This window comes from Pyxidicoccus sp. M6, assembly GCF_055568925.1.
Genome location: NZ_CM145714.1, coordinates 9,392,121 through 9,410,639 on the forward strand (window position 1 = coordinate 9,392,121; position 18,519 = coordinate 9,410,639).

15 protein-coding genes are annotated in these 18,519 nt (G+C 72.7%); 4 read left to right on the forward strand and 11 right to left on the reverse strand.

The window, feature by feature from the left end:
• The first annotated feature begins 24 nt into the window (after positions 1-24).
• From argG to argC, 3 genes are read left to right on the forward strand one after another with little or no spacing between them, the layout of a single operon-like run.
• On the forward strand, positions 25-1,224 hold the full coding sequence (gene argG / locus ACVTJA_RS36880; protein WP_465827066.1) for an argininosuccinate synthase: 1,200 nt from the start codon (positions 25-27) through the stop codon (positions 1,222-1,224).
• Complete coding sequence (locus ACVTJA_RS36885; RefSeq protein WP_465827069.1) at positions 1,221-2,282, forward strand: hypothetical protein; 1,062 nt, start codon at positions 1,221-1,223, stop codon at positions 2,280-2,282. The genes argG and ACVTJA_RS36885 overlap by 4 nt, the downstream gene beginning before the upstream one ends.
• Positions 2,279-3,346, forward strand: coding sequence for an N-acetyl-gamma-glutamyl-phosphate reductase (gene argC / locus ACVTJA_RS36890; protein WP_465827072.1), 1,068 nt, complete (start codon positions 2,279-2,281; stop codon positions 3,344-3,346). Before ACVTJA_RS36885 ends, argC begins: the two co-directional genes overlap by 4 nt.
• Before the next feature lie 4 nt (positions 3,347-3,350).
• Here argC and ACVTJA_RS36895 read toward each other — a convergent pair whose 3' ends face one another.
• From ACVTJA_RS36895 to ACVTJA_RS36920, 6 genes are all read right to left on the reverse strand, one after another.
• A complete protein-coding gene (locus ACVTJA_RS36895) occupies positions 3,351-4,940 on the reverse strand; it encodes a hypothetical protein (protein WP_465827075.1) in 1,590 nt (529 codons plus the stop codon).
• Between the two features lie 207 nt (positions 4,941-5,147).
• Positions 5,148-6,545 (reverse strand): sensor histidine kinase, encoded by a 1,398-nt coding sequence (locus ACVTJA_RS36900; protein WP_465827078.1) that lies wholly within the window; start codon positions 6,543-6,545, stop codon positions 5,148-5,150.
• Positions 6,542-7,225, reverse strand: a complete 684-nt coding sequence (locus ACVTJA_RS36905; protein ID WP_465827079.1) for a response regulator transcription factor — start codon at positions 7,223-7,225, stop codon at positions 6,542-6,544. The genes ACVTJA_RS36900 and ACVTJA_RS36905 overlap by 4 nt, the downstream gene beginning before the upstream one ends.
• Positions 7,222-10,335, reverse strand: coding sequence for an efflux RND transporter permease subunit (locus ACVTJA_RS36910; RefSeq protein WP_465827081.1), 3,114 nt, complete (start codon positions 10,333-10,335; stop codon positions 7,222-7,224). Before ACVTJA_RS36910 ends, ACVTJA_RS36905 begins: the two co-directional genes overlap by 4 nt.
• Positions 10,332-11,417 (reverse strand): efflux RND transporter periplasmic adaptor subunit, encoded by a 1,086-nt coding sequence (locus tag ACVTJA_RS36915; protein ID WP_465827084.1) that lies wholly within the window; start codon positions 11,415-11,417, stop codon positions 10,332-10,334. Before ACVTJA_RS36915 ends, ACVTJA_RS36910 begins: the two co-directional genes overlap by 4 nt.
• A complete protein-coding gene (locus tag ACVTJA_RS36920; RefSeq protein WP_465827086.1) occupies positions 11,414-12,679 on the reverse strand; it encodes a TolC family protein in 1,266 nt (421 codons plus the stop codon). The genes ACVTJA_RS36915 and ACVTJA_RS36920 overlap by 4 nt, the downstream gene beginning before the upstream one ends.
• Before the next feature lie 165 nt (positions 12,680-12,844).
• Here ACVTJA_RS36920 and ACVTJA_RS36925 point away from each other — a divergent pair, with 165 nt between their 5' ends.
• Positions 12,845-13,357: a hypothetical protein gene (locus tag ACVTJA_RS36925; protein WP_465827089.1), complete on the forward strand. Its 513-nt coding sequence runs from the start codon at positions 12,845-12,847 to the stop codon at positions 13,355-13,357.
• 83 nt (positions 13,358-13,440) lie between these two features.
• Here ACVTJA_RS36925 and ACVTJA_RS36930 read toward each other — a convergent pair whose 3' ends face one another.
• Genes ACVTJA_RS36930 through ACVTJA_RS36950 form a run of 5 tightly spaced genes read right to left on the reverse strand, consistent with a single transcriptional unit; the run spans position 13,441 to position 18,509 of the window.
• Positions 13,441-14,112: a hypothetical protein gene (locus ACVTJA_RS36930; RefSeq protein WP_465827091.1), complete on the reverse strand. Its 672-nt coding sequence runs from the start codon at positions 14,110-14,112 to the stop codon at positions 13,441-13,443.
• A gap of 20 nt (positions 14,113-14,132) precedes the next feature.
• Positions 14,133-14,930 (reverse strand): tRNA pseudouridine(38-40) synthase TruA, encoded by a 798-nt coding sequence (gene truA, locus ACVTJA_RS36935; protein WP_465827094.1) that lies wholly within the window; start codon positions 14,928-14,930, stop codon positions 14,133-14,135.
• Between the two features lie 3 nt (positions 14,931-14,933).
• Positions 14,934-16,169: a serine/threonine protein kinase gene (locus tag ACVTJA_RS36940; protein WP_465827098.1), complete on the reverse strand. Its 1,236-nt coding sequence runs from the start codon at positions 16,167-16,169 to the stop codon at positions 14,934-14,936.
• Between the two features lie 36 nt (positions 16,170-16,205).
• On the reverse strand, positions 16,206-17,183 hold the full coding sequence (locus ACVTJA_RS36945; protein ID WP_465827103.1) for a class I SAM-dependent rRNA methyltransferase: 978 nt from the start codon (positions 17,181-17,183) through the stop codon (positions 16,206-16,208).
• Entirely contained in the window at positions 17,184-18,509 is a 1,326-nt protein-coding gene (locus ACVTJA_RS36950) for an amidohydrolase family protein (protein ID WP_465827105.1), read from the reverse strand.
• Between the last annotated feature and the right edge of the window lie 10 nt (positions 18,510-18,519).

Genomic DNA, 18,519 nt, shown 5'->3' on the forward strand with positions numbered 1-18,519 from the left:
CCCTTCCCCGTGAGGAGTGACGACATGAGCAAGAAGAACGTGGTGCTGGCCTTCTCCGGCGGACTCGATACCGCTTTCTGCACCGTCTACCTGCGCGAGCAGGGCTACAGCGTGACGACTGTCACCGTGGACACCGGTGGCTTCCCGCCCGAGCAGCTCGCCAACATCGCGGCGCTGTCCGCGAAGCTGGGCGCGGTGGCGCACCACACGGTGGACGCGCGCGACACCCTGTTCCAGGGCTACCTGCGCTACCTCATCGCCGGCAACGTGCTGCGCGGCCAGGTCTACCCGCTGAGCGTCTCCGCGGAGCGCGCGTGCCAGGCCGTGGAGGCCGTGCGCATGGCGCGCGAGCTGGGCGCGCAGGCCATCGCCCACGGCAGCACCGGCGCGGGCAACGACCAGGTGCGCTTCGACGTGGCCTTCCGCTCGCTCGCTCCGGAGCTGGAGCTGATGACGCCCATCCGCACGCTGGGCCTCAGCCGCCAGCAGGAGCTGTCCTTCCTCGCCGAGCGCGGCATCCACATGCCCCCGAAGCTGGGCTCCTACTCCGTCAACGAGGGCATGTGGGGCACCTCGGTGGGCGGCCGGGAGACGCTGGACTCGTGGAGCGCGCTGCCCGAGGCGGCCTTCCCCGGTGGGGTGATTCCCACCGACCTGAAGCCCCGCACGCTCACCATCTCCTTCGAGCAGGGCGTCCCGTCCGCGCTCGACGGCGAGAAGCTGTCGCCCGTGAAGCTGGTGGAGCAGCTCAACGCGATTGGCCGCACGTACGGCATCGGCCGCGGCGTGCACCTGGGTGACACCATCCTCGGCATCAAGGGCCGCGTGGGCTTCGAGGCGCCGGCGGCGCACCTGCTCATCACCGCGCACCGCGAGCTGGAGAAGCTGGTGCTGTCCGGCAAGCAGCTCTTCTGGAAGGAGTCGATGGGCAACCTCTACGGCTCGCTGCTGCACGAGGGCCACTTCTTCGACCCGCTGGTGAAGGACCTGGAGGCGTTCCTCACCTCCTCGCAGGACCGCGTGACGGGCGAGGTGCGGCTGGTGCTCCACCCGCGCACCCTGGTGGTGGAGGGCGTGAAGTCGCCGCACTCGCTGATGGACGCGAAGGTGGCGACGTACGGGGAAGCAAACGTGCTGTGGACGGGTTCTGAAGCCGCTGGTTTCGCCAAGCTGTACGGCGTCGCCCAGATGCTCTCTCACCGGGCCAAAGGAGGTTCGAAGTGAAGGTCTTCGTCGACAAGGTGGGTAGCGTCACCCGGAACCTCGGCCTCGGCCGCACGGTGCACCTGGCTCCGGAGGTGAAGGCGGAAGAAGGCGCGGTGGTCGCCGTGCGCATCCACGGCGAGAAGAGCGTCTACAACCAGCTCGAGGACCCGCACGGGCGCCTCGTCACGCTGCACGCGGGCGACATCGTCGTCGGCGCACTGGGGCACCGCAACGCGCTGCACGGCTACGAGGGCGTGGTGCCCGAGTCCGTCTCCGTGGGCGACCGGCTGAACGTGCTCAACATGGGCGGCGTCATCGGCAAGTGCACCTCGCACAACCCCGGCGTGGGCATGCCCTTCGAGGCGGAAGTGCTGGGCCAGGTGCTGGAGTTCCCGGAGCTGATGTCACGCACCGGGCAGCCGGCGCACGTCACCTCGGGCGCGCTCAAGGGCACGTCCACCCCGGTGAAGTGCCCCGTCATCTACGTCGTCGGCACCTGCATGAACGCGGGCAAGACGTACGCGGCCAGCGTCATCGTCCGCGCGCTGGCACAGGCGGGCTACCGCGTGGGCGGCGCGAAGCTCACGGGTGTCTCGCTGATGCGCGACACGCTGAGCATGCAGGACTCCGGCGCGGACGTGGTGATGGACTTCACGGACGCGGGCGTCGTCTGCACGGGCCCGCGCACGGGCGCGCGCGTGGCGCGGGTGCTCTTCTCCGAGCTGGCGGCGGAGAACGTGGACGTCATCGTCGCGGAGACGGGCGACGGCATCATGGGTGAGTACGGCGTGCAGGGCATCCTCGCGGACGCGGAGCTGAAGAGCCTCGCCGGCGCGTGGGTGCTGTGCGCCAACGACCCGGTGGGTGCCTCCGGCGGCGTGCGCCACCTGCGTGAGACGTACGGCATCGAGGTGGACGTGGTGGCGGGACCGGCCACGGACAACGCGGTGGGCGTGCGCTTCGTGGAGCAGGTGGTGGGGATTCCCGCCCGCAACGCGCGCGCGAATGCGGCTGCGCTGGGCAATCTGTTCCTGGAGAAGCTCGCGCCCAAGCTGGGCGCGGGGAGGAAGTCATGACGCGGGCGAACATCTACATCCTGGGAGCCTCCGGTTTCGGCGGTGGCGAGCTCTTGCGCATCCTCGCCGGACATCCGGCGGTGGGCGGCATCCGCGTGGTGTCGCGGCACCATGCGGGCGAGCCCATCCACAAGGTGCACCCGCATCTGCGCGGGCTGGTCGAGGGCCGCTTCGAGGCGGAGCCGGACTGGCGCTGGCTGGCGGACTCGCAGCAGCCGGTGGTGTTCAGCGCGCTGGGCCACGGTGAGCTGGCGAAGCAGTTCATCGACATCGAGAAGAAGTGGGCCGACGTCGGCATCGCCGAGCGCGTGCTGCTCATCGACCTCTCCTCCGACTTCCGACTGGACCACCCGGGTCGCTACGCGGGCGCCTACGGCCGGCCGCACCCCGCTCCGGACCTGCTGGGCACCTTCACGTACGGCCTGACGGAGTGGAAGCGCGACGCCATCGCCAAGGCGAAGCGCATCGCCAACCCGGGCTGCTTCGCCACGGCGGTGCAGCTCGCGCTGCTGCCGATTGCGTCCACGCCGGGCCTGGGGCTGCTGGCGGTCTCGGGTGTGACGGGCTCGTCCGGCTCGGGCTCTCTGCCGGGCGAGGGCACGCACCACCCGACGCGCGCGCACGACTTCCGCGCGTACAAGCCGCTGGAGCACCAGCACGAGGCCGAGGTCGAGGTCATGCTGGTGGCGCACGGCGCTCAGCGGCACCGGCTGGCCTTCGTGCCGCACTCGGCGCCCATGGTGCGCGGCATCTTCGCCACCGTGCAGTTCGAGTGGCCGGAGCACGGCGGCGCGGTGGTGACGCAGTCGCTGACGGACAAGTTCCGCCGCTACTACGAGGGCTCGAAGTTCGTCCGCATCGTCGAGGGCACGCCGCGAATCGCCGCGGTGGCGGGCAGCAACTTCTGCGACATCTCCGTCGCCACCAAGGGCCGCTCGGTGGCCGTCATGGCCGCGCTCGACAACCTCGTGAAGGGCATGGCCGGCCAGGCCGTGCAGAACTTCAACGTGGCCCTCGGCCTGCCCGAGGACACGAACCTGCGCCAGGCGGCCTGCTACCCGTAGCGACCTACGGCTTCGGAGGCTGCGCGGGAGCAGCTTCAGGAGCCACGGGCCCGGATGGCTGAGCAGGCGCGGCCTTGTCTTCAGGCCGCGCGCGCATCGCGGGCGTGGGCCTGTTCACCGTCTGCGCGGGCGCCGGCACCGGAGCACCGGGCTCCACCGGCGTGGGCTCGGGCGGCTCATGCCCGCGCAGGGCTATCGCGGGCAGCGAGGCAGTCGGCGCCCCCACGTCGAGGAAGCCGTGGAACCCCTCGTCGTCCAGCGCCTCGAGCATCCGGATGCGCACGGGCGTCTCCGGGCGAATCTCGACGCGCGGGCCCGGGGTGATGCCCATGACGTCGCACACCACGTCGTTGTTCGGCTCCAGGTCGCAGCCCCACCGCCGGCCCTGCGCGTAGCCCACCTCCAGAATCTTCAAGTCCCGCACGGACTCGACGAGGTGCTTCGACATGGGGACGAAGTCCTTGCTCCAATCAGCCCCCTTCACCAGCCGCGTGTGCGCGTTGCCCGCGAGCACCAGCACCACGTCGTTGGGCCGCGCGCTGTGCGCGTTCAGCACCGCCCGCGCCATGCGCGCATCACGCCCGCTCCCGTGGTTCGTATCCGTGTCGATGGCCACCACGGAGACCTTGTGCCCGGCGGCGCGCAGGGCGCGAGCCCGGTCGATGAGGTCCATCACCGCGCGGCTGCCGCGTCCGTCCTGCTGCTGCTTGCGCCAGAAGTCCCCGTGCAGCAGCGCATCCTGGTCCGCGGGGCTGCCCCTGCTCGCCAGGTACGCGTCGATGCGCGCCTGTTCCTTGTCCGGAATGGCGAGCCCCACCGTCACGCCGAGCCCCGCCTGCGCGGCCTCGCACGCCAGATCTCCGACGGTGGCCGGAACCTCGCGCGTGCCGAGCTGCTCGCCGATGAGCACCAGCTGCCCCGGGCGCAGCAGCGGCTGGAATCCGGCGACCTTCCGCTCGCAGGGCTCCTGCACCTCCTGCCGCCAGCGCTTCAGGTAGAACGACGGGTCTCTCGCGAACGAGTCATCCCGCGTGAGGCGCAGCGTGCCCGTGAGCGTCTCCAGCGAGGGCCGCGACTCCAGCCGCAGGGTGAGGTCCCGCTCCAGCTTCAAATCGCGCGTGCCCTGGACGGCGCCGTCCAGATCCACCCACGGCGCGATGTCGCGCTCCCGCTGGGCGAGCGTCACGGGAGCGCCCTTCGCACGCATCATCTGCTCGAACTGCTCCATCACCAGGTGCTTCTGGACGATTTCCCCCGTCTTGCCGTCGTACCGGAACTCCGCGTCGTTGCTGAAGGCCACCCGCCGCATCAGGAAGATGCGCACGATGGACTGCCGCTCGGCGAGGGGCTCACCCGCCACCAGGTAGCGGACGTGGTCGCCATCGCTCATGTAGCCCCAGGACCGGGTGCCAATCTGCGCGGACTTCCACTCCGTCAGCAGGAACTTCGGGTCCTCCATGGGCTTGAGCACCCAGCCATTCTCCAGGAGCAGCTTCGAGGCCTCGGCCAGGGAGCGCTCCACGGGCATCATGAAGATGTGCTCGTAGTGCGGTGCCACCAGCTCGGGCTCCTCGGCCTGGGGTGCCGCCGCCACTCCGTCCGCGGGACGGGCATTCCTCGCACAGCCAGCCAGGAGCAAAACGAGTCCAACCAGGGCTCGACGCATCCGCGTCCCTCTCTTCCTTCCCGTGGGTGTGCTGGGAACGTCCAACCGCCCGGAGAATATCGGATGGCGCCACCCCGGGGAGTCGGCCGGCCCATTGGGACGACGCCTCCGTCCGCCAGCCCACGGGAAGCGGGGCTACGAAGGCGTCGGAGCGGAGACGGTCGCGGGCCCTGCCTCGGGCAGCTCCAGCACCAGCTCGGCACCGGGGCCCTGCGTGTCCGCCACGTAGGCGCGGCCACCGTGGCGGCGGACCACCTCCTCCACCACGGCCAGTCCCAGCCCCGTACCCGGCCCCGAGGCGCTGACACGGTGGAAGGGCGCGAAGACCTTCTCGCGGTGCTCCACGGGGATGCCAGGCCCCCTGTCCCTGACGGACACGCGCCAGAGGGAGCCCCGCCGCTCGGCGCGCAGGGTGATTTCAGTGCCTCTTGGAGCGAAGCGCAGTGCGTTGGCCAGCAGGTTGTCCAACGCCTGCCGCACGGAGCTGGCGTGGAGCACACACGGAGCGGGCCCTGGCGTGTCCACCGTCACCCAGACGCCCCGCTCCTCCGCCTGCGCGCGCGCCGCCGCGGAGGCGTCCTCCAGCAACACGCCCAGGTCCGCGCGTTGGACTTCCCACGTGCCCCGGCCGAAGGAGGCCAGGTCCAGCAGGTTGCCCGCCAGCGTGGACAGGCGCTCCACCTCGCGGCGCGTCTCCTCCAGCGACGTGCGCAGCTCGGCCGCGTCACGCTCCTTCCACAGCGCCAGGTCCAGGTGCGTGCGCATGAGGGCCAGCGGCGTACGCAGCTCGTGCGCGGCCCGGGCGATGAGATGCTCCTGCGCCTCGCGCGCGGCGCCCAGCCGGCTCGCGGCCTCGCGCAGCGCGGCCTCCACCTCCGCCACCTCGTCCCGCGCGGCTCCTTCCATCACCGTGCCGGCGGGCAGGCCTCCCTCGCGCAGCCGGGCAATGAGGCCCCGCAGGTGCTTGAGCCGCCGCTCCAGCCAACGCGCCTGCCACGTCTGCAGGCCGAAGAAGACGAGCCCCAGCAGCGTGGCCAGCCCCAGGGTGATGCCTTGGAAGGCACGGAGCGCGGCCTCCTGCCACGCCAGCGACGCGGACAGCCGCAGGAGGTGCGGCACGCCCACGGGAGACACCACGCGCACCGTCAGCCTGCGCATTGGCACGCCCGCCTCGCGCACCGTCTCCAGGTGTGGAGGCACGTCCTCGGGCGGAGGCACGAGCCGCTCCGAGGCCGCGGCCGCGGTGGCCGGGAAGGCGAGCACGCGCCGCCCGTCCGGGCCGTACACCTCCGCCACCGGGGCGAAGGCGCGCACCACGTCCGTGAGCGGCGAGTGCTCCAGGTGCAGGTGTGGCGCCCCATCGGGCCCGTCGAAGAGGCTCACCGCCTCCGCGGCCGCCTGCGACAGCAGGGCCTGGTCCACCACGCGCGACAGCCACACCTCGAAGACGTGCTCCGCCAGCGCCAGCGCCAGCACCACCCCCAGCACGGGCACGGCCGCGCCCAGCAGCCACAGCCGCGTGGCCAGTCTCACTTCGCGCCTCCCACCACCAGCCGGAAGCCCACCCCGCGCACCACCTGGATGGACACCGCCCCTTTCACCCCCAGCCGCTCCAGCTTTCCGCGCAGGTAGCCGACGTACACGTCCACGATGTTGGGCGGCCCGTCGAAGTTGTCGCCCCACACGGCCGCCAGCAGCTCCGAGCGGGCCCGCACCTCGCCCGCGTGTCCGGACAGCTCCGAGAAGAGCGCGAACTCACGCCCGGTGAGCGGCTGCTCCTGGTCGCCGTGCCGCAGCACCCTCCTGCGTGAGTCCAGCACCAGCGGCCCCACCAGCCATTGCGGCGAGCCCGCGTCGCCCCGGCGGTGCAGCGCTTCCAGCCGGGCGAGCAGCTCCTCGAAGGCGAAGGGCTTGGCCAGGTAGTCGTCCGCGCCGGCACGCAGGCCCGCCACCTTCTCGCCCACCGTGCCGCGCGCGGTGAGCAGCATCACCGGTGTGCGCAGCCCCCGCTCCCGCCAGCGCCGCAGCACCGCCAGCCCGTCCAGGTCCGGCAGGTTCCAGTCCAGCACCACGCAGTCGTACGCCACGTCCACCGCCTGCTGGAGCGCGTCCTCGCCCCGCTCGCACACGTCCACGTGGTGGCCCGCCTCGGACAGCCCGCGGCTCAGCAGGCGTGCCATGCGCTCCTCGTCCTCCACCAGCAGCAGCTTCACGCGGAGACCTCCGGCGCGGCGAGCAGCGGCGCGCCACGACTCCCCCGGCGGGACAGCCAGGGGTAGAGCGAGGGCAACACGCCCAGGGTGAGCAGCGTGGACGTCACCAGCCCGCCCACCACCACGGTGGCGAGGGGCCGCTGCACCTCCGCCCCCACGCCCCGCGCCAGCATCATGGGCACGAAGCCCAGGGCCGCCACCAGCGCCGTCATCAGCACGGGGCGCAGCCGCTCGCGCGCGGTGAGCCGCACCGCCTCCGTCACCGGCATCCCCGCCGACTCGTGCTGCAACAGCCGCGACACCCACACCACGCCGTTGAGCACGGCGATGCCGGACAGGGCGATGAACCCGATGGCCGCGGAGATGGAGACGGGCATGCCGCGCAGCGACAGCGCGAGCACGCCGCCCACGCACGCGAAGGGCACGTGCGTGAAGATGATGAGGGCGGGCCGCAGCCGACCGAAGGCGAGGACGAGCACCGTCACGATGAGGACCCCCACGGCGGGAATCACCAGCGAAAGCCGCCGGGCCGCCGCCGTCAACGTCTCATACTGGCCTCCCCAGACGAGCCGGTAGCCGTCCGGCAGTCGGAGCGCGTCCTCCACCCGCGCCCGGGCCCCGGCCACCACCGTCCCCAGGTCCGCGCCCCGCACGTTGAAGCCCACCACCAGCCGGCGCTGCCCGTCCTGGCGGCTCACCATGCTGGGCGCGGCCGTCAGGCGCACGTCCGCCACGCGGGACAGCGGCACCAGCCCTCCCGAGGCGGACGGCAGCGGCAGGTCCTCCAGCGAGAAGGCCTCCGCGTCCGCGCCGAGCCGCAGGACGATGGGCAGCCGCACCGCGCCGTCGTACGTGGCGCCCACCTCCAGCCCGGTGCGCACCGCCTGCACCGCCTCCAGCACCTGCCTCACGGAGAAGCCCGCGCGCGCCGCGTCCAGCGGGCGGGGCTCCACCTCCAACAGCGACACCTCGGGCGGCGCCAGCACGCGCACGTCCACCGCGCCCCGCTCGCCCGCCACGAGCGAGGCCACCTCCCCGGCCAGCGCGCGGAGCGTGCCCAGGTCCTCGCCGTAGAGGCTCACCGCCACGTCGGTGACGGAGCCGCCCAGCAGCTCGTTGAAGCGCATCTGGATGGGCTGGGTGAAGGAGGGCTCGCCGCCCGGGGCCCGTGCGTCCAGCGCACGCCGCAGGTCCTCCACCAGCGCCTCCGGCGTCAGGCCCGCGCGCCACTGCTCGCGAGGCTTCAGGGTGACGAAGACGTCCGCCTGCTCCAGGCCCATGATGTCCGTGGCCACCGCGGGGCTGCCCACGCGCGACACCACCTGCGTCACCTCCGGTACGTGCCCCAGGAGCGCCGCCTCCAGCCGTCCCGCCTCGCGCGCCGCGGCCTCCAGCCGGATGTCGCCCGCGCGCGTCGTCTGCACCACCAGGTCCCCCTCGTTCAGCCGCGGCGCGAACTCGGTGCCCGCGCGCAGGTACAGGAAGACGCCCAGGGCGAGCAGCATGGCCGCGCCGCCGGCCACCCAAGCCGGATGCCGCAGCGCCGGCTCCAGCAGGGGACGGTAGGCACGCTCCACGGCGCGCACCAGCCAGGGCTCACGCTCGGGAATGTCCCGGGGCCGCAGCACCACGCTCGCCGCGGCGGGGATGAAGGTGAGCGCCAGCAGCAGCGAGGTGGCCAGCGCCAGCATCACCGTCAGCGCCATGGGCCGGAACATCTTCCCGTCCGCGCCCGTCAGCGACAGCACCGGCACGTAGACGAGCATGATGATGAGCACGGAGAAGAAGACGGGCCGGGACATCGACGCCATCACCTCGCCCAGCCTCCGGCGCCAGGCCTCTTCCGAGAGGGGCTGACGGGAGTGCCCCACGTGGTGGAAGACGCCCTCCACCATCACCACCGCGCCATCCACCAGCAGGCCGAAGTCGATGGCGCCCAGGCTCATCAGGTTGCCGGGAATGCCCAGCAGCACCATGCCCACGCTGGCCCCCAGCATGGACAGCGGAATCACCGAGGCCACCAACAGCCCCGCCCGGAAGCGTCCCAGCAGGGCCAGCAGCACCAGCACCACCAGCAGGCCCCCCTCGACCAGGTTCTTCGCCACCGTGCGCAGGGTGCCGCGCACCAGCACGCCCCGGTCATAGACGAGGTCCACCCGCACGTCCGCGGGCAGCACCGCCCTCACGTCCGCCATGCGCGCGTGCAGGGCCTCCACCACCTCCAGCGCGTTGGCGCCACGGAGCATCTGCACCATGACGTAGACTGTCTCGCCGCGGCCGTTGGCCGTCGCCGTGCCGATGCGCGGCAGCGCGCCCGGAGCCACGTCCGCCAGGTCCGCCACGCGCACGTGGCCACCGCCCGGCGTGCGCACCACCGCGCCTCCCAGCTCGCTGGGGCCCGGAGGCAGCGCCACCGCGCGCACCAGCACCTGCCGGTCTCCCGCCGCGAGGCTCGCGCCCGGCACCGCGCCCGAGGCCCCCTCCAGCGCCTCGCGCACGTCGGCGAGTGTCAGCCCACGCGCGGCCAGCTTCGCCGGGTCCGCCCTCACCTCCAGCGTGCGCTGCTGCCCGCCCCAACTGTTCACCTCCACCACGCCGGGCACCCCACGCAGCAGCGGGGCCACGCGCAGCTCTGCCAGCTCGCGCAGCTCCGCGGGTGTGCGCTCCGGCGAGCCCAGCGTGAAGTGGAACACTTCGCCCAGGCCGCCGGTGAGGGGCCCGAGCTCCGGTGCCTCCACGCCCGGGGGCAGGCGGGACGCCAGTCCGGTGAGCCGCTCCTGCACGCCCTGGCGCGCACGGTACGGGTCCACCCCATCCTCGAAGACGGCGGTGACGGAGGAGATGCCGTAGCGAGACAGGCTCCGGTGCTCGACGAGACCGGGGATGCCGCTCAGCGCCGTTTCGATGGGACGGGAGACGAGCCGCTCCACCTCCTCGGGCGTCAGCCCGGGCGCGCGCGTGAGGACGAGCACCTGGTTGGTGGTGATGTCCGGCAGCGCGTCCAGCTCCAACCGCCACGCCACCCCACACGCCACCAGCGCGAGCACCGCCGTCGCCGCCAGCACCAGGCCCCGGTGCCGGACACTGGCCTCCACGAGCCGGGCAATCATCGTGTGCCCTCCTCGTCACCGGCGCTCACGGAGGCGAGCAGGGCCTCCGCGTCCGCGGCCACCGCGTCCGCCCCATCGGCCCCTCGCACCAGCGCGTCCGCGCCGGACGTCACCACCACGTCCACCGGCTGGCGGCGGAAGCCCTCCGCGTCGCGCACCAGCAGCTCGGCCCGGCCCGCCTCCAGCAGCAGCGCCCGGGACGGCACCACGAGGACGCCCGGCAGGCCCTCCGCGCGCACCCGCACCGTGCCGGTGAGGCCCGCCGGCAGCGGGCGGGGCGCCTCGGGAACGAACCACGCGGCGGTGGTGCCATCCCGCGCGTCCACGGCGGGCGAGCGGCCCACCTCGCGCAGGAGCAGGGGCGGCTCGCCCGGGAGGACGAGCTCGAAGCGCGCATCGGAGGGGAGCGTCCGGGTGAAGCGGGCCTCGAGCAGGGCCTCGCCCTCGCCCGTCACCCGCGCCCACGGCGCGCCGCCCCCCTCACGCGTCTCGCCCAGCTCCCCGGACACCTCGGTGACGATGCCCGCCACGGGGCTGCGCAGCGGGACGGTCCCCCCACGCGCCACGGCGGCCGCGTCCCCCGCGCCCAGCCCCGCCACCGCCAGCAGCGCCAGCGCGGCCTGGGCCTCCGCCTGGGCCTCGGCGACTCGCGTCTCCGCCTCGGAGAGCTCGGCCAGCCGCGCCATGCCCTGTGCCTGGAGCGCCAGCAGTTGCTCGCGCCGCTTCGTGTACGCCTCGCGCCGCAGGGACGCGGCCAGGAAGCGGCCCGCCGCCTCCACGGCCTCGGGCATGCGGACCTCCAGCAGCACCTCGCCCTGTTTCACCCGCTGGCCCGGGCGGACGGCGAGGCGGGCCACGCTCGCGCGCAGGGGGACACCGATGACGGCCGTGCCTCCGGGAGCCGGCAGCACGCGTGCGGGCGCCTCCGCCAGCGGCACGCCCCGCGCGGGACGAGGCCGCACCCAGGACGAGGCCGAGCTGGGCCGGGGCGCCACGGGCCGTGCGGCCCCGGTATCCGACGGCGTGGAACAACCCGGCACCATCCCCAGCAGCAGGACGGCGGACAGCAGGACGACTCTCATGGCGTGGGACCTCCCGAAGAAGGCTCGCCGAGCGCATCGACGAGGAAGCGGGCCCGCACGCGCGCCAGGGCCTCTCCGGCCAGCGCATGCCCCAGACGGACGCGGGCGGTGACGAGTGAGCGGCGCAGGCGGACCACCTCGAGGACGGTGGCGTCGCCCGCGCGGAAGAGCAGCTCCGCCAGATGCGCGGCCTTCTCCGCGCCGGGCAGCAGCGTGTCGCGAAGCACCTCCACCACCTCGTGCGAGTGCTCCACCTCGTGGAAGGCGAGCACCAGGTCCGCCCCGGCGGTGGTGGCGGCGTCCGCGGCCTCGCCCTCCATCCACGTGGCGCTGGCCAGCAGGGTGCCGCGCTCGCGCTCGGCGCGGTCGAATAGGGGCGGTGTGAAGCCCACGGTGGCCACACCGCCCACCGCGCCGTCGTACTCCCGCAGGGCCGCGACGCCGAGCTGGAGCTGCAGGCCCCTCGCGGCCCGTACCTCTTCGGCCCTGGCACGCTCGGCGCGGGCCTGGGACAGGCGCGACGACACCTCCGGCAGCAACTCCGCGCGCCCCAGCAGCTCCGGCCACCGCGACTCCGCTGGCAGTGCCACCTCGGGCAGCGGGCCCGACGCGGAGACAGGCCCCGTCGCGGGTCCTCCCACCTGCCGGGAGAGGGCGGCACGGAGCTCGGCCACCCGGCCCTGCGCATCCAGCTCCGCCAGCCGGGCCTCGGCGACGTAGGTGGTGGCCTCCGCGGTGTCCAGCGCCGTGGCCGCACCGAGCGCCGCGGCGGACTCCACGGCCCTCAGCAACTCACCGGCGAGCCGAACCTCCTCGGCGGCGTGCGCCTGGGCCTGCTCGGCGGCCCACAGCAGGAGCCAGGCCTCCGCCACCGTCAGTCTCCGGGCCAGCAGCAGCGACCGGGCCTCCGCGGAGAGGGCTTCCGTCTCCAGCCGCGCGGCCTCCGCGCGCACGGCGGCGTGCCCCGCGAGGTTGAAGGACTGCGCCACGCCGACGCGCAGGTCCAGGCCGCTCCCCGCGGCCTCCGAGCGCCGCCAGCCGGGCTCCACGACGAGCTGGGGGTTCGCGAGCGACGAGAGACGTGCGTCCGCGGCGCGCTTGGACTCCAGCGCGCGGACGGCAGCGGAAGGAAGGGGCGCATGCTCCACTCGCGCGAGCGCCTCGGCGAAGGTCAGCCGAGCGGGCGCGGGCGAGGCGGCAAGCACGATTGCTGTCAGGACGACCACCATGGCGGGCACCGTAGCGGCGCGACGCCAGGACATCTTGAAACACTCATGAATGAATTCTCATAAATGCCAGACACGCGCCTCCGGGCCGGCGGCGGCTCTTCGCCGCAAGCTGCCGTAATGACTGCGCTCGCGAGACCGATATTGACAGATGCAATAACAAACATTCTCTTGTCAAAACCCCTCACAAGAGGTCCATCCATGCACCTTCGCCGTCCGTCGACCGCCGTCCTGTGTCTCATTCTCGGAAGCCTGTACGCGGGCTGTGGAGAGGGAGGCAGCCTCGAGCCCGTGAGCACCTCCGAGTGCTCCACGGGAAAGAAGTGGACGGGCGGGGACAGCGAGTCCCCCCTGATGCATCCCGGAGGCGACTGCATCAAGTGCCACACCGAGCGGGGCGAGGGCCCGCACTTCGTGGTGGCGGGCACGGTGAGTGCCGCCGCGCACGACGCGGACGACTGCGCGGGCGTCGAGGGCGCCCAGGTGGTCATCACGGACGCCCAGAAGAAGACCTACACGTTGGCCACGAATGCCTCGGGCAACTTCTTCCTCCGGGCCGGAGATGCGCAGGGCTTCGCGTTCCCCTACACGGCCCGCATCACCGCGAATGGAACCGAGCGCGCCATGAGCTCGCCCCAGAGCACCGGCGCCTGCGCCTCCTGCCACACCACCACGGGCACCAGCGGAGCCCCGGGACGCATCAGCGTCCAGTGACGCCGCCTCGGCGGTGAGGACACCGCCGCGGACCTTCTTGCGATGACGCTCCCCCGGACGCCCCGCGGGGAGCCGAGCCCGGCTCAGGCCGCCGGCAGCTTGCTCGTGTCAGGCGAGGCGGCCGCGTCGGGAGCCTCGGCCTGCCGCGACTCCGCCTCGCGCTGCTCCGGTGGTGCCGCACCAGCCTCGGCCTGCCGCGCCTCCACCTCGCGCTGCTCCAGCCGAGCCCCGCCCGCTTCGGCCGCACGGAGGAACTCGTCGTACTCGGACTTGCGCTCCTCGGCCTTCTCCTGCGCCTTGCTGGACTGCTGCGCGGCGGCGGCCCGGCCCAGCATCACCGCGCGGGCACTGAGCCCCACCCCCGCGGCGAAGGCCACCACGTTCAGCACCGAGCCCATGCCGCCCAGCCACAGCCCTTCCGTCCCGCTCTGGACGTAGTTGAGCGCCAGGACGAAGACCGCGCCGGACACGGCCGCGCCCGCGCCCGTGCTCCAGGGCTTCAACTCCATCACCCGCGCGGCGGCGTAGCAGAGCGCCGGCAGCACCACGAGCACCCAGAGGTTCTCCAGCAGCACCGCCATCACCACCCGCAGCAACCCGAGCGGCAGCGCCTGCACGCGGACGCTCAGCCGCAGCGTCAGCGCCACGCTCAGCACCGAGCCGGCGACGAGCGAGAGGAACCCCAGTCCCACGATGAACTGGAAGCGGCGGACGCGGACGCGCAGCGGTTCGAGGGCACTCGTTTTGGAGCTCACGGCCGGCAGCCTACTCCAGTTCAGCCCTCGTCCTCGTCCGCGTCCGGCGCGCCCCCCGGCGTCCGAGGAGGCGGGCCGTCCCCGTAGAAGACCTCCTCCAGCACCAGCCCCTGCGGCGGCGCGGTGGGCCCGGCGCGCTTCCTCTCGCGAGAGGCCAGCACCTCCGCCACCCACGCCTCCGGCCTGCGCCCCTTCCCCACCTCCACCAGCGTCCCCACCAGGTTGCGCACCATGTGCTTGAGGAAGGCGGTGCCCTCCACCACGAAGGACACGGCGTCCCCGGCCTCGCCCTCCACCCGCAGGCTCCGCACCTCGCGGATGGCATGCTTCGCCTGGCAGTCCGACGCGCGGAAGGCGGAGAAGTCATGCCGGCCCAGGAGGTGCGTCGCCGCGCGCCGCATGGCCTCCACGTCCAGCGGGGCGAATACCTCCCAGTGCGTCGTCCTGCGCAGCGGCGAGCGCGTGCGGCGGTTGCTGAGCCGGTAGCGGTAGCGCTTGCCCCGGGACCAGCGCCGCGGGTCGAAGTCCCCGGGCACCTCCACCGCGTCCACCACCGCGAGGTCCTCCGGCAGCAGGCTGTTGAGGCCCATCCTGTAGGCCTTCATCGGCAGCACGCGCTCGGTGTCGAAGCAGGCCACCTGCCCGGTGGCGTGGACGCCCGCGTCGGTGCGCCCCGCGGAGGCGACGGACACCCGCTCACCCAGCAACCGGGCCAGCCCGTCCTCCAGCGCGGACTGCAGCGACGGGCCATTGGGCTGCACCTGCCAGCCCACGTAGCGCGTCCCCTCGTACTCGAGCGTCAGCTTCAGCCGGGGCATGGGTCAGCGGTACTTCAGCCAGGACTCGAGCAGCTCGGACACGAGGCGTCCCATGGCGACGCCGTTGCGGCGGGACACCGCCTCCAGCGCCTCGTACGCGGCGGGGCTGAGCGGCACCGCCACCATGCGCGGCTCGGTGTGGTCCTCACTCGCGCTCACGGGCGCGACGGGCTCCGGCGCGGGTGCGCCCTTCTCCGTGTCGAGCGCGGCCACCACCTCCGACAATTCCAGCGCCTCTTCCGACGTGGGCGCCGCCGCCGAGCGCACCTGCATGCGCCGCTGCTCCTCCTGCAATTCCTCCTCGAAGAGCTGCTTGAGGAAGTTGGACAGGTGCAGCGGCGTGGGCGTGAATTCGTACGCGTCCAGGAAGGTGTCCAGGTCCTTCTGCATCTGCGCGGCCGTCTGGTAGCGCTTGTCCCTGTCGCGCTCCAGCGCCTTCATCAGGATGACTTCCAGGCGCTCGGGCAAATCTTCGCGGAAGTACGAGGGCGCGTAGATTTTGCCCTCGGTGATGCTGCGCATGACCGCGACTTCCGACTCACCGGTGAAGAGCTTGAAGCCGGTGAGCCACTCGTAGAGCACGACACCGAGGGAGAAGATGTCGCTGCGGCAGTCGAGCGGCTTGCCCAGGCACTGCTCCGGGCTCATGTAGCTGAGCTTGCCCTTGATTTCGCCGGTGCGCGTCTGCTCCACCTGGTTGGCGGCCTTGGCGATGCCGAAGTCGAGAATCTTCACCGAGCCGTCGAAGGCGACGACGACATTCTCCGGCGACACGTCGCGGTGGACGATGTTGAGCGGGTTGCCGTACAGGTCCACCTTGGTGTGCGCGTGGTGCAGGCCCGCGCAGACCTGCGAGGCAATCTTCACCGCGTACACCAGCGGGAAGGGAATCCCGAGCGCCTCCGCCTTGGGTACCACCCGGCGCATGTCGCGCCCGGCCACGTACTCCATGGCGATGAAGTAGCTCTCCGCGATCTTCCCCAGGTCGTGAATCTGCACGACGTTGGGGTGGTTGAGCTGCGCGGCGAGCCGGGCCTCGTTGAGGAACATCTTCACGAAGGCCGCATGCTTGGAGAGGTGCGGGCGGATGCGCTTGATGACGACGGGCGACTCGCGCCCGTCCTCGTGCGACTGGTGCGCGAGGAAGATTTCCGCCATGCCACCCACGGCGATGCGGTCGATGAGCCGGTACCTGCCGAAGCGGGAGGTGTCTCGCTGCTGCTGTGCCGCGGGAGCCATGACGCGGCGACATTACCCGCGCCGGGCCTCATGGCGCTAACGAAGTTCCACCACGTGGACCTTCAGGGCAGGTTCCTGACCGGGCGGGGACGGGAAGTCGATTGCCGAGGGACCGAGCGAGCCCACCGCCTTCCCCTTCCGTCCCGCGAGCGCCACGCCCTCCGCCACCATCGTCTCGAAGCGTCGCGAGGGCAGGCCCGCATGGTTGCAGCAGGCGACCAGCCGGCCCCCCGGGGACACCAGGCGCGCGGCGGCCTCGGCCAGCCGGGCATAGTCGCGCGCGGCGGAGAAGCGCGCGGTGCGCGTGGTGGAGAAGGACGGCGGATCGGAGATGACGACGTCGAACGTCTCGCCCTTCTTCGCCAGGCGCTTGAGCCAGTCGAACACGTCCCCGGCCACGTAGTCGTAGCGGTCCACCGGCTGGCCGTTGAGGCGCGCGTTCTCCTCGCCCCACTCCAGCACGCGGCGGCTGGCGTCGATGTTGAGCGCCCGCTTCGCGCCGCTCGCGGTGGCCACCACGCCGAAGGCACACGTGTACGCGAAGAGGTTGAGCACCGTGAGGCCGCGCGCCCGCTCCTGGAGCCACGCGCGCGTGTCGCGCATGTCCAGGTACAGCCCCACCGACAGCCCCTGGGCGGGGCGGATGAGGAACGACAGGCCATTCTCCTTCGCGGTGAGGGACTCCACCGCCTCCCCCCGCGCGGGCACCTCGGGCGCGAGCGACTCCTTCGCCACGTTGGCCAGCACGCGCGCCTCGCGAGGCCGGCGCTTGAGGTACACGCCGCGCGGAGCCCAGGCGGCCACCGCCGCGTCGAGCAGGCGCGCTTCCTCCTCGGACGTGAAGTCGCGGTAGAGGCTGATGACATACAGCCCTTCGAACACATCCGCCGTCACGTCGGGGACGCCGTCCGACTCGCCATTCAGCACGCGGAAGGCGGTGGTGCGCGCGTCCGACAAGAGCGGCCCGCGCCGCTCGCGCGAGACGCGCAGGGTGTCCACCAGCGAGGACGACATTCAGCTCCCCAGCCGCGCGCGCGTCCACACGCGGTGCAGCGCCTCCGTCGCGGCGCGGGACAGCTCGACGTAGTCGTGGCCGAGCAACTGCCCCTCGCGCACGCAGACGCGGCCATCCACCACCGTCCACGCCACCGGCGAGCGGGACATCTGCCCGAGCAGGTGCGGCGAGTAGCCCGTCTCCGGGTCCGCCGGGGGCACCGCGTCGTAGACGACGAGGTCCGCGATGCTCCCCTCCTCCACGTTGCCCGACGGCAGGCCGAACAGCCGCGTGCACAGCTCCGCGGGGCCGTTGATGAGCAGGTGCGCCAGCGAGCCGTCCACGTCCGGCAGCCGCCCCGCGCGGGCGATGCGCAGCACGGCCACGAGCGCGGCCAGCAACTCCTCCTGAAGCGTGCCGTGGCCGCCCGTGCCCAGGCCCACCAGGTGCACGCGAGACAGCACCGCCTCCATCGGGTCCGAGCCGCGCTCCAGCGTCCGCACGCCCCGGGGAGCGAGCGCCACGAAGGCACCGCTCTCCTCCAGGCGTGCGACCTCGCCGCTGTCCAGCGTGCGCGCATAGGCGGCGATGGCGCGTGAGTTGAGCAACCCCAGCGCATTCAACCGGGGCACCACGCGCTGACTGTGCCGCGAGTACGTGGTGGTGAGGTCCTCCTCGCTCTCCGCGAGGTGGAAGACGGTGGGCGCGTCCAGCTCCCGGCTCAGCCGCGCCACGCGGGTGAGCAGCGAGTGGTCACACGTGTACGAGGCATGGAAGCCCAGCGCCCCGCGCACCAGCGGGTGCTCGCGGCGCTCGCGCACGAAGTCCGCGTTGGCCTGGAGCCACGCCTCCGCCTGCGGCGCGCCATCAAGGCTGTGCGTGGAGTGGCTCGTGACGAGCCTCAGGCCCACGTCCTCCGCCGCGCGAGCCTGGGCGGCGAGGCCTCCGGCCGCGTCCTGGCAGGACAGGTGCTCCACCACCAGCGTGACGCCGTCGCGCAGCGCGCGGGCCGCGGCGAAGCGCGTGAGGGCCTCCACGTCCTCGCTGGTGAGCAGCCGCGACACACGCACCATCCGCTCCAGCCGCTCGGGCGGGGACAGCATCAGGAAGTGCCCGGTGGGCGGCAGGAGCTGTCCGTTGACGAGGTGCGAGTGGCAGTCCACGAGCCCGGGCGCGACGAGCCGACCCCGGCACGCCACCTCCCAGTCACCGGGCAGCACCGGCACCTGGGCGTCGGGTGCCACGCGACGGATGGTGTTGCCCTCCACCACCACGGCCATGCCGGTGCGGACTCGTCCGTCCGCGCGGAACACGGCGCAGTTCTTCAGCAGCAGGCGGCCTTCCATGAACGGGCCC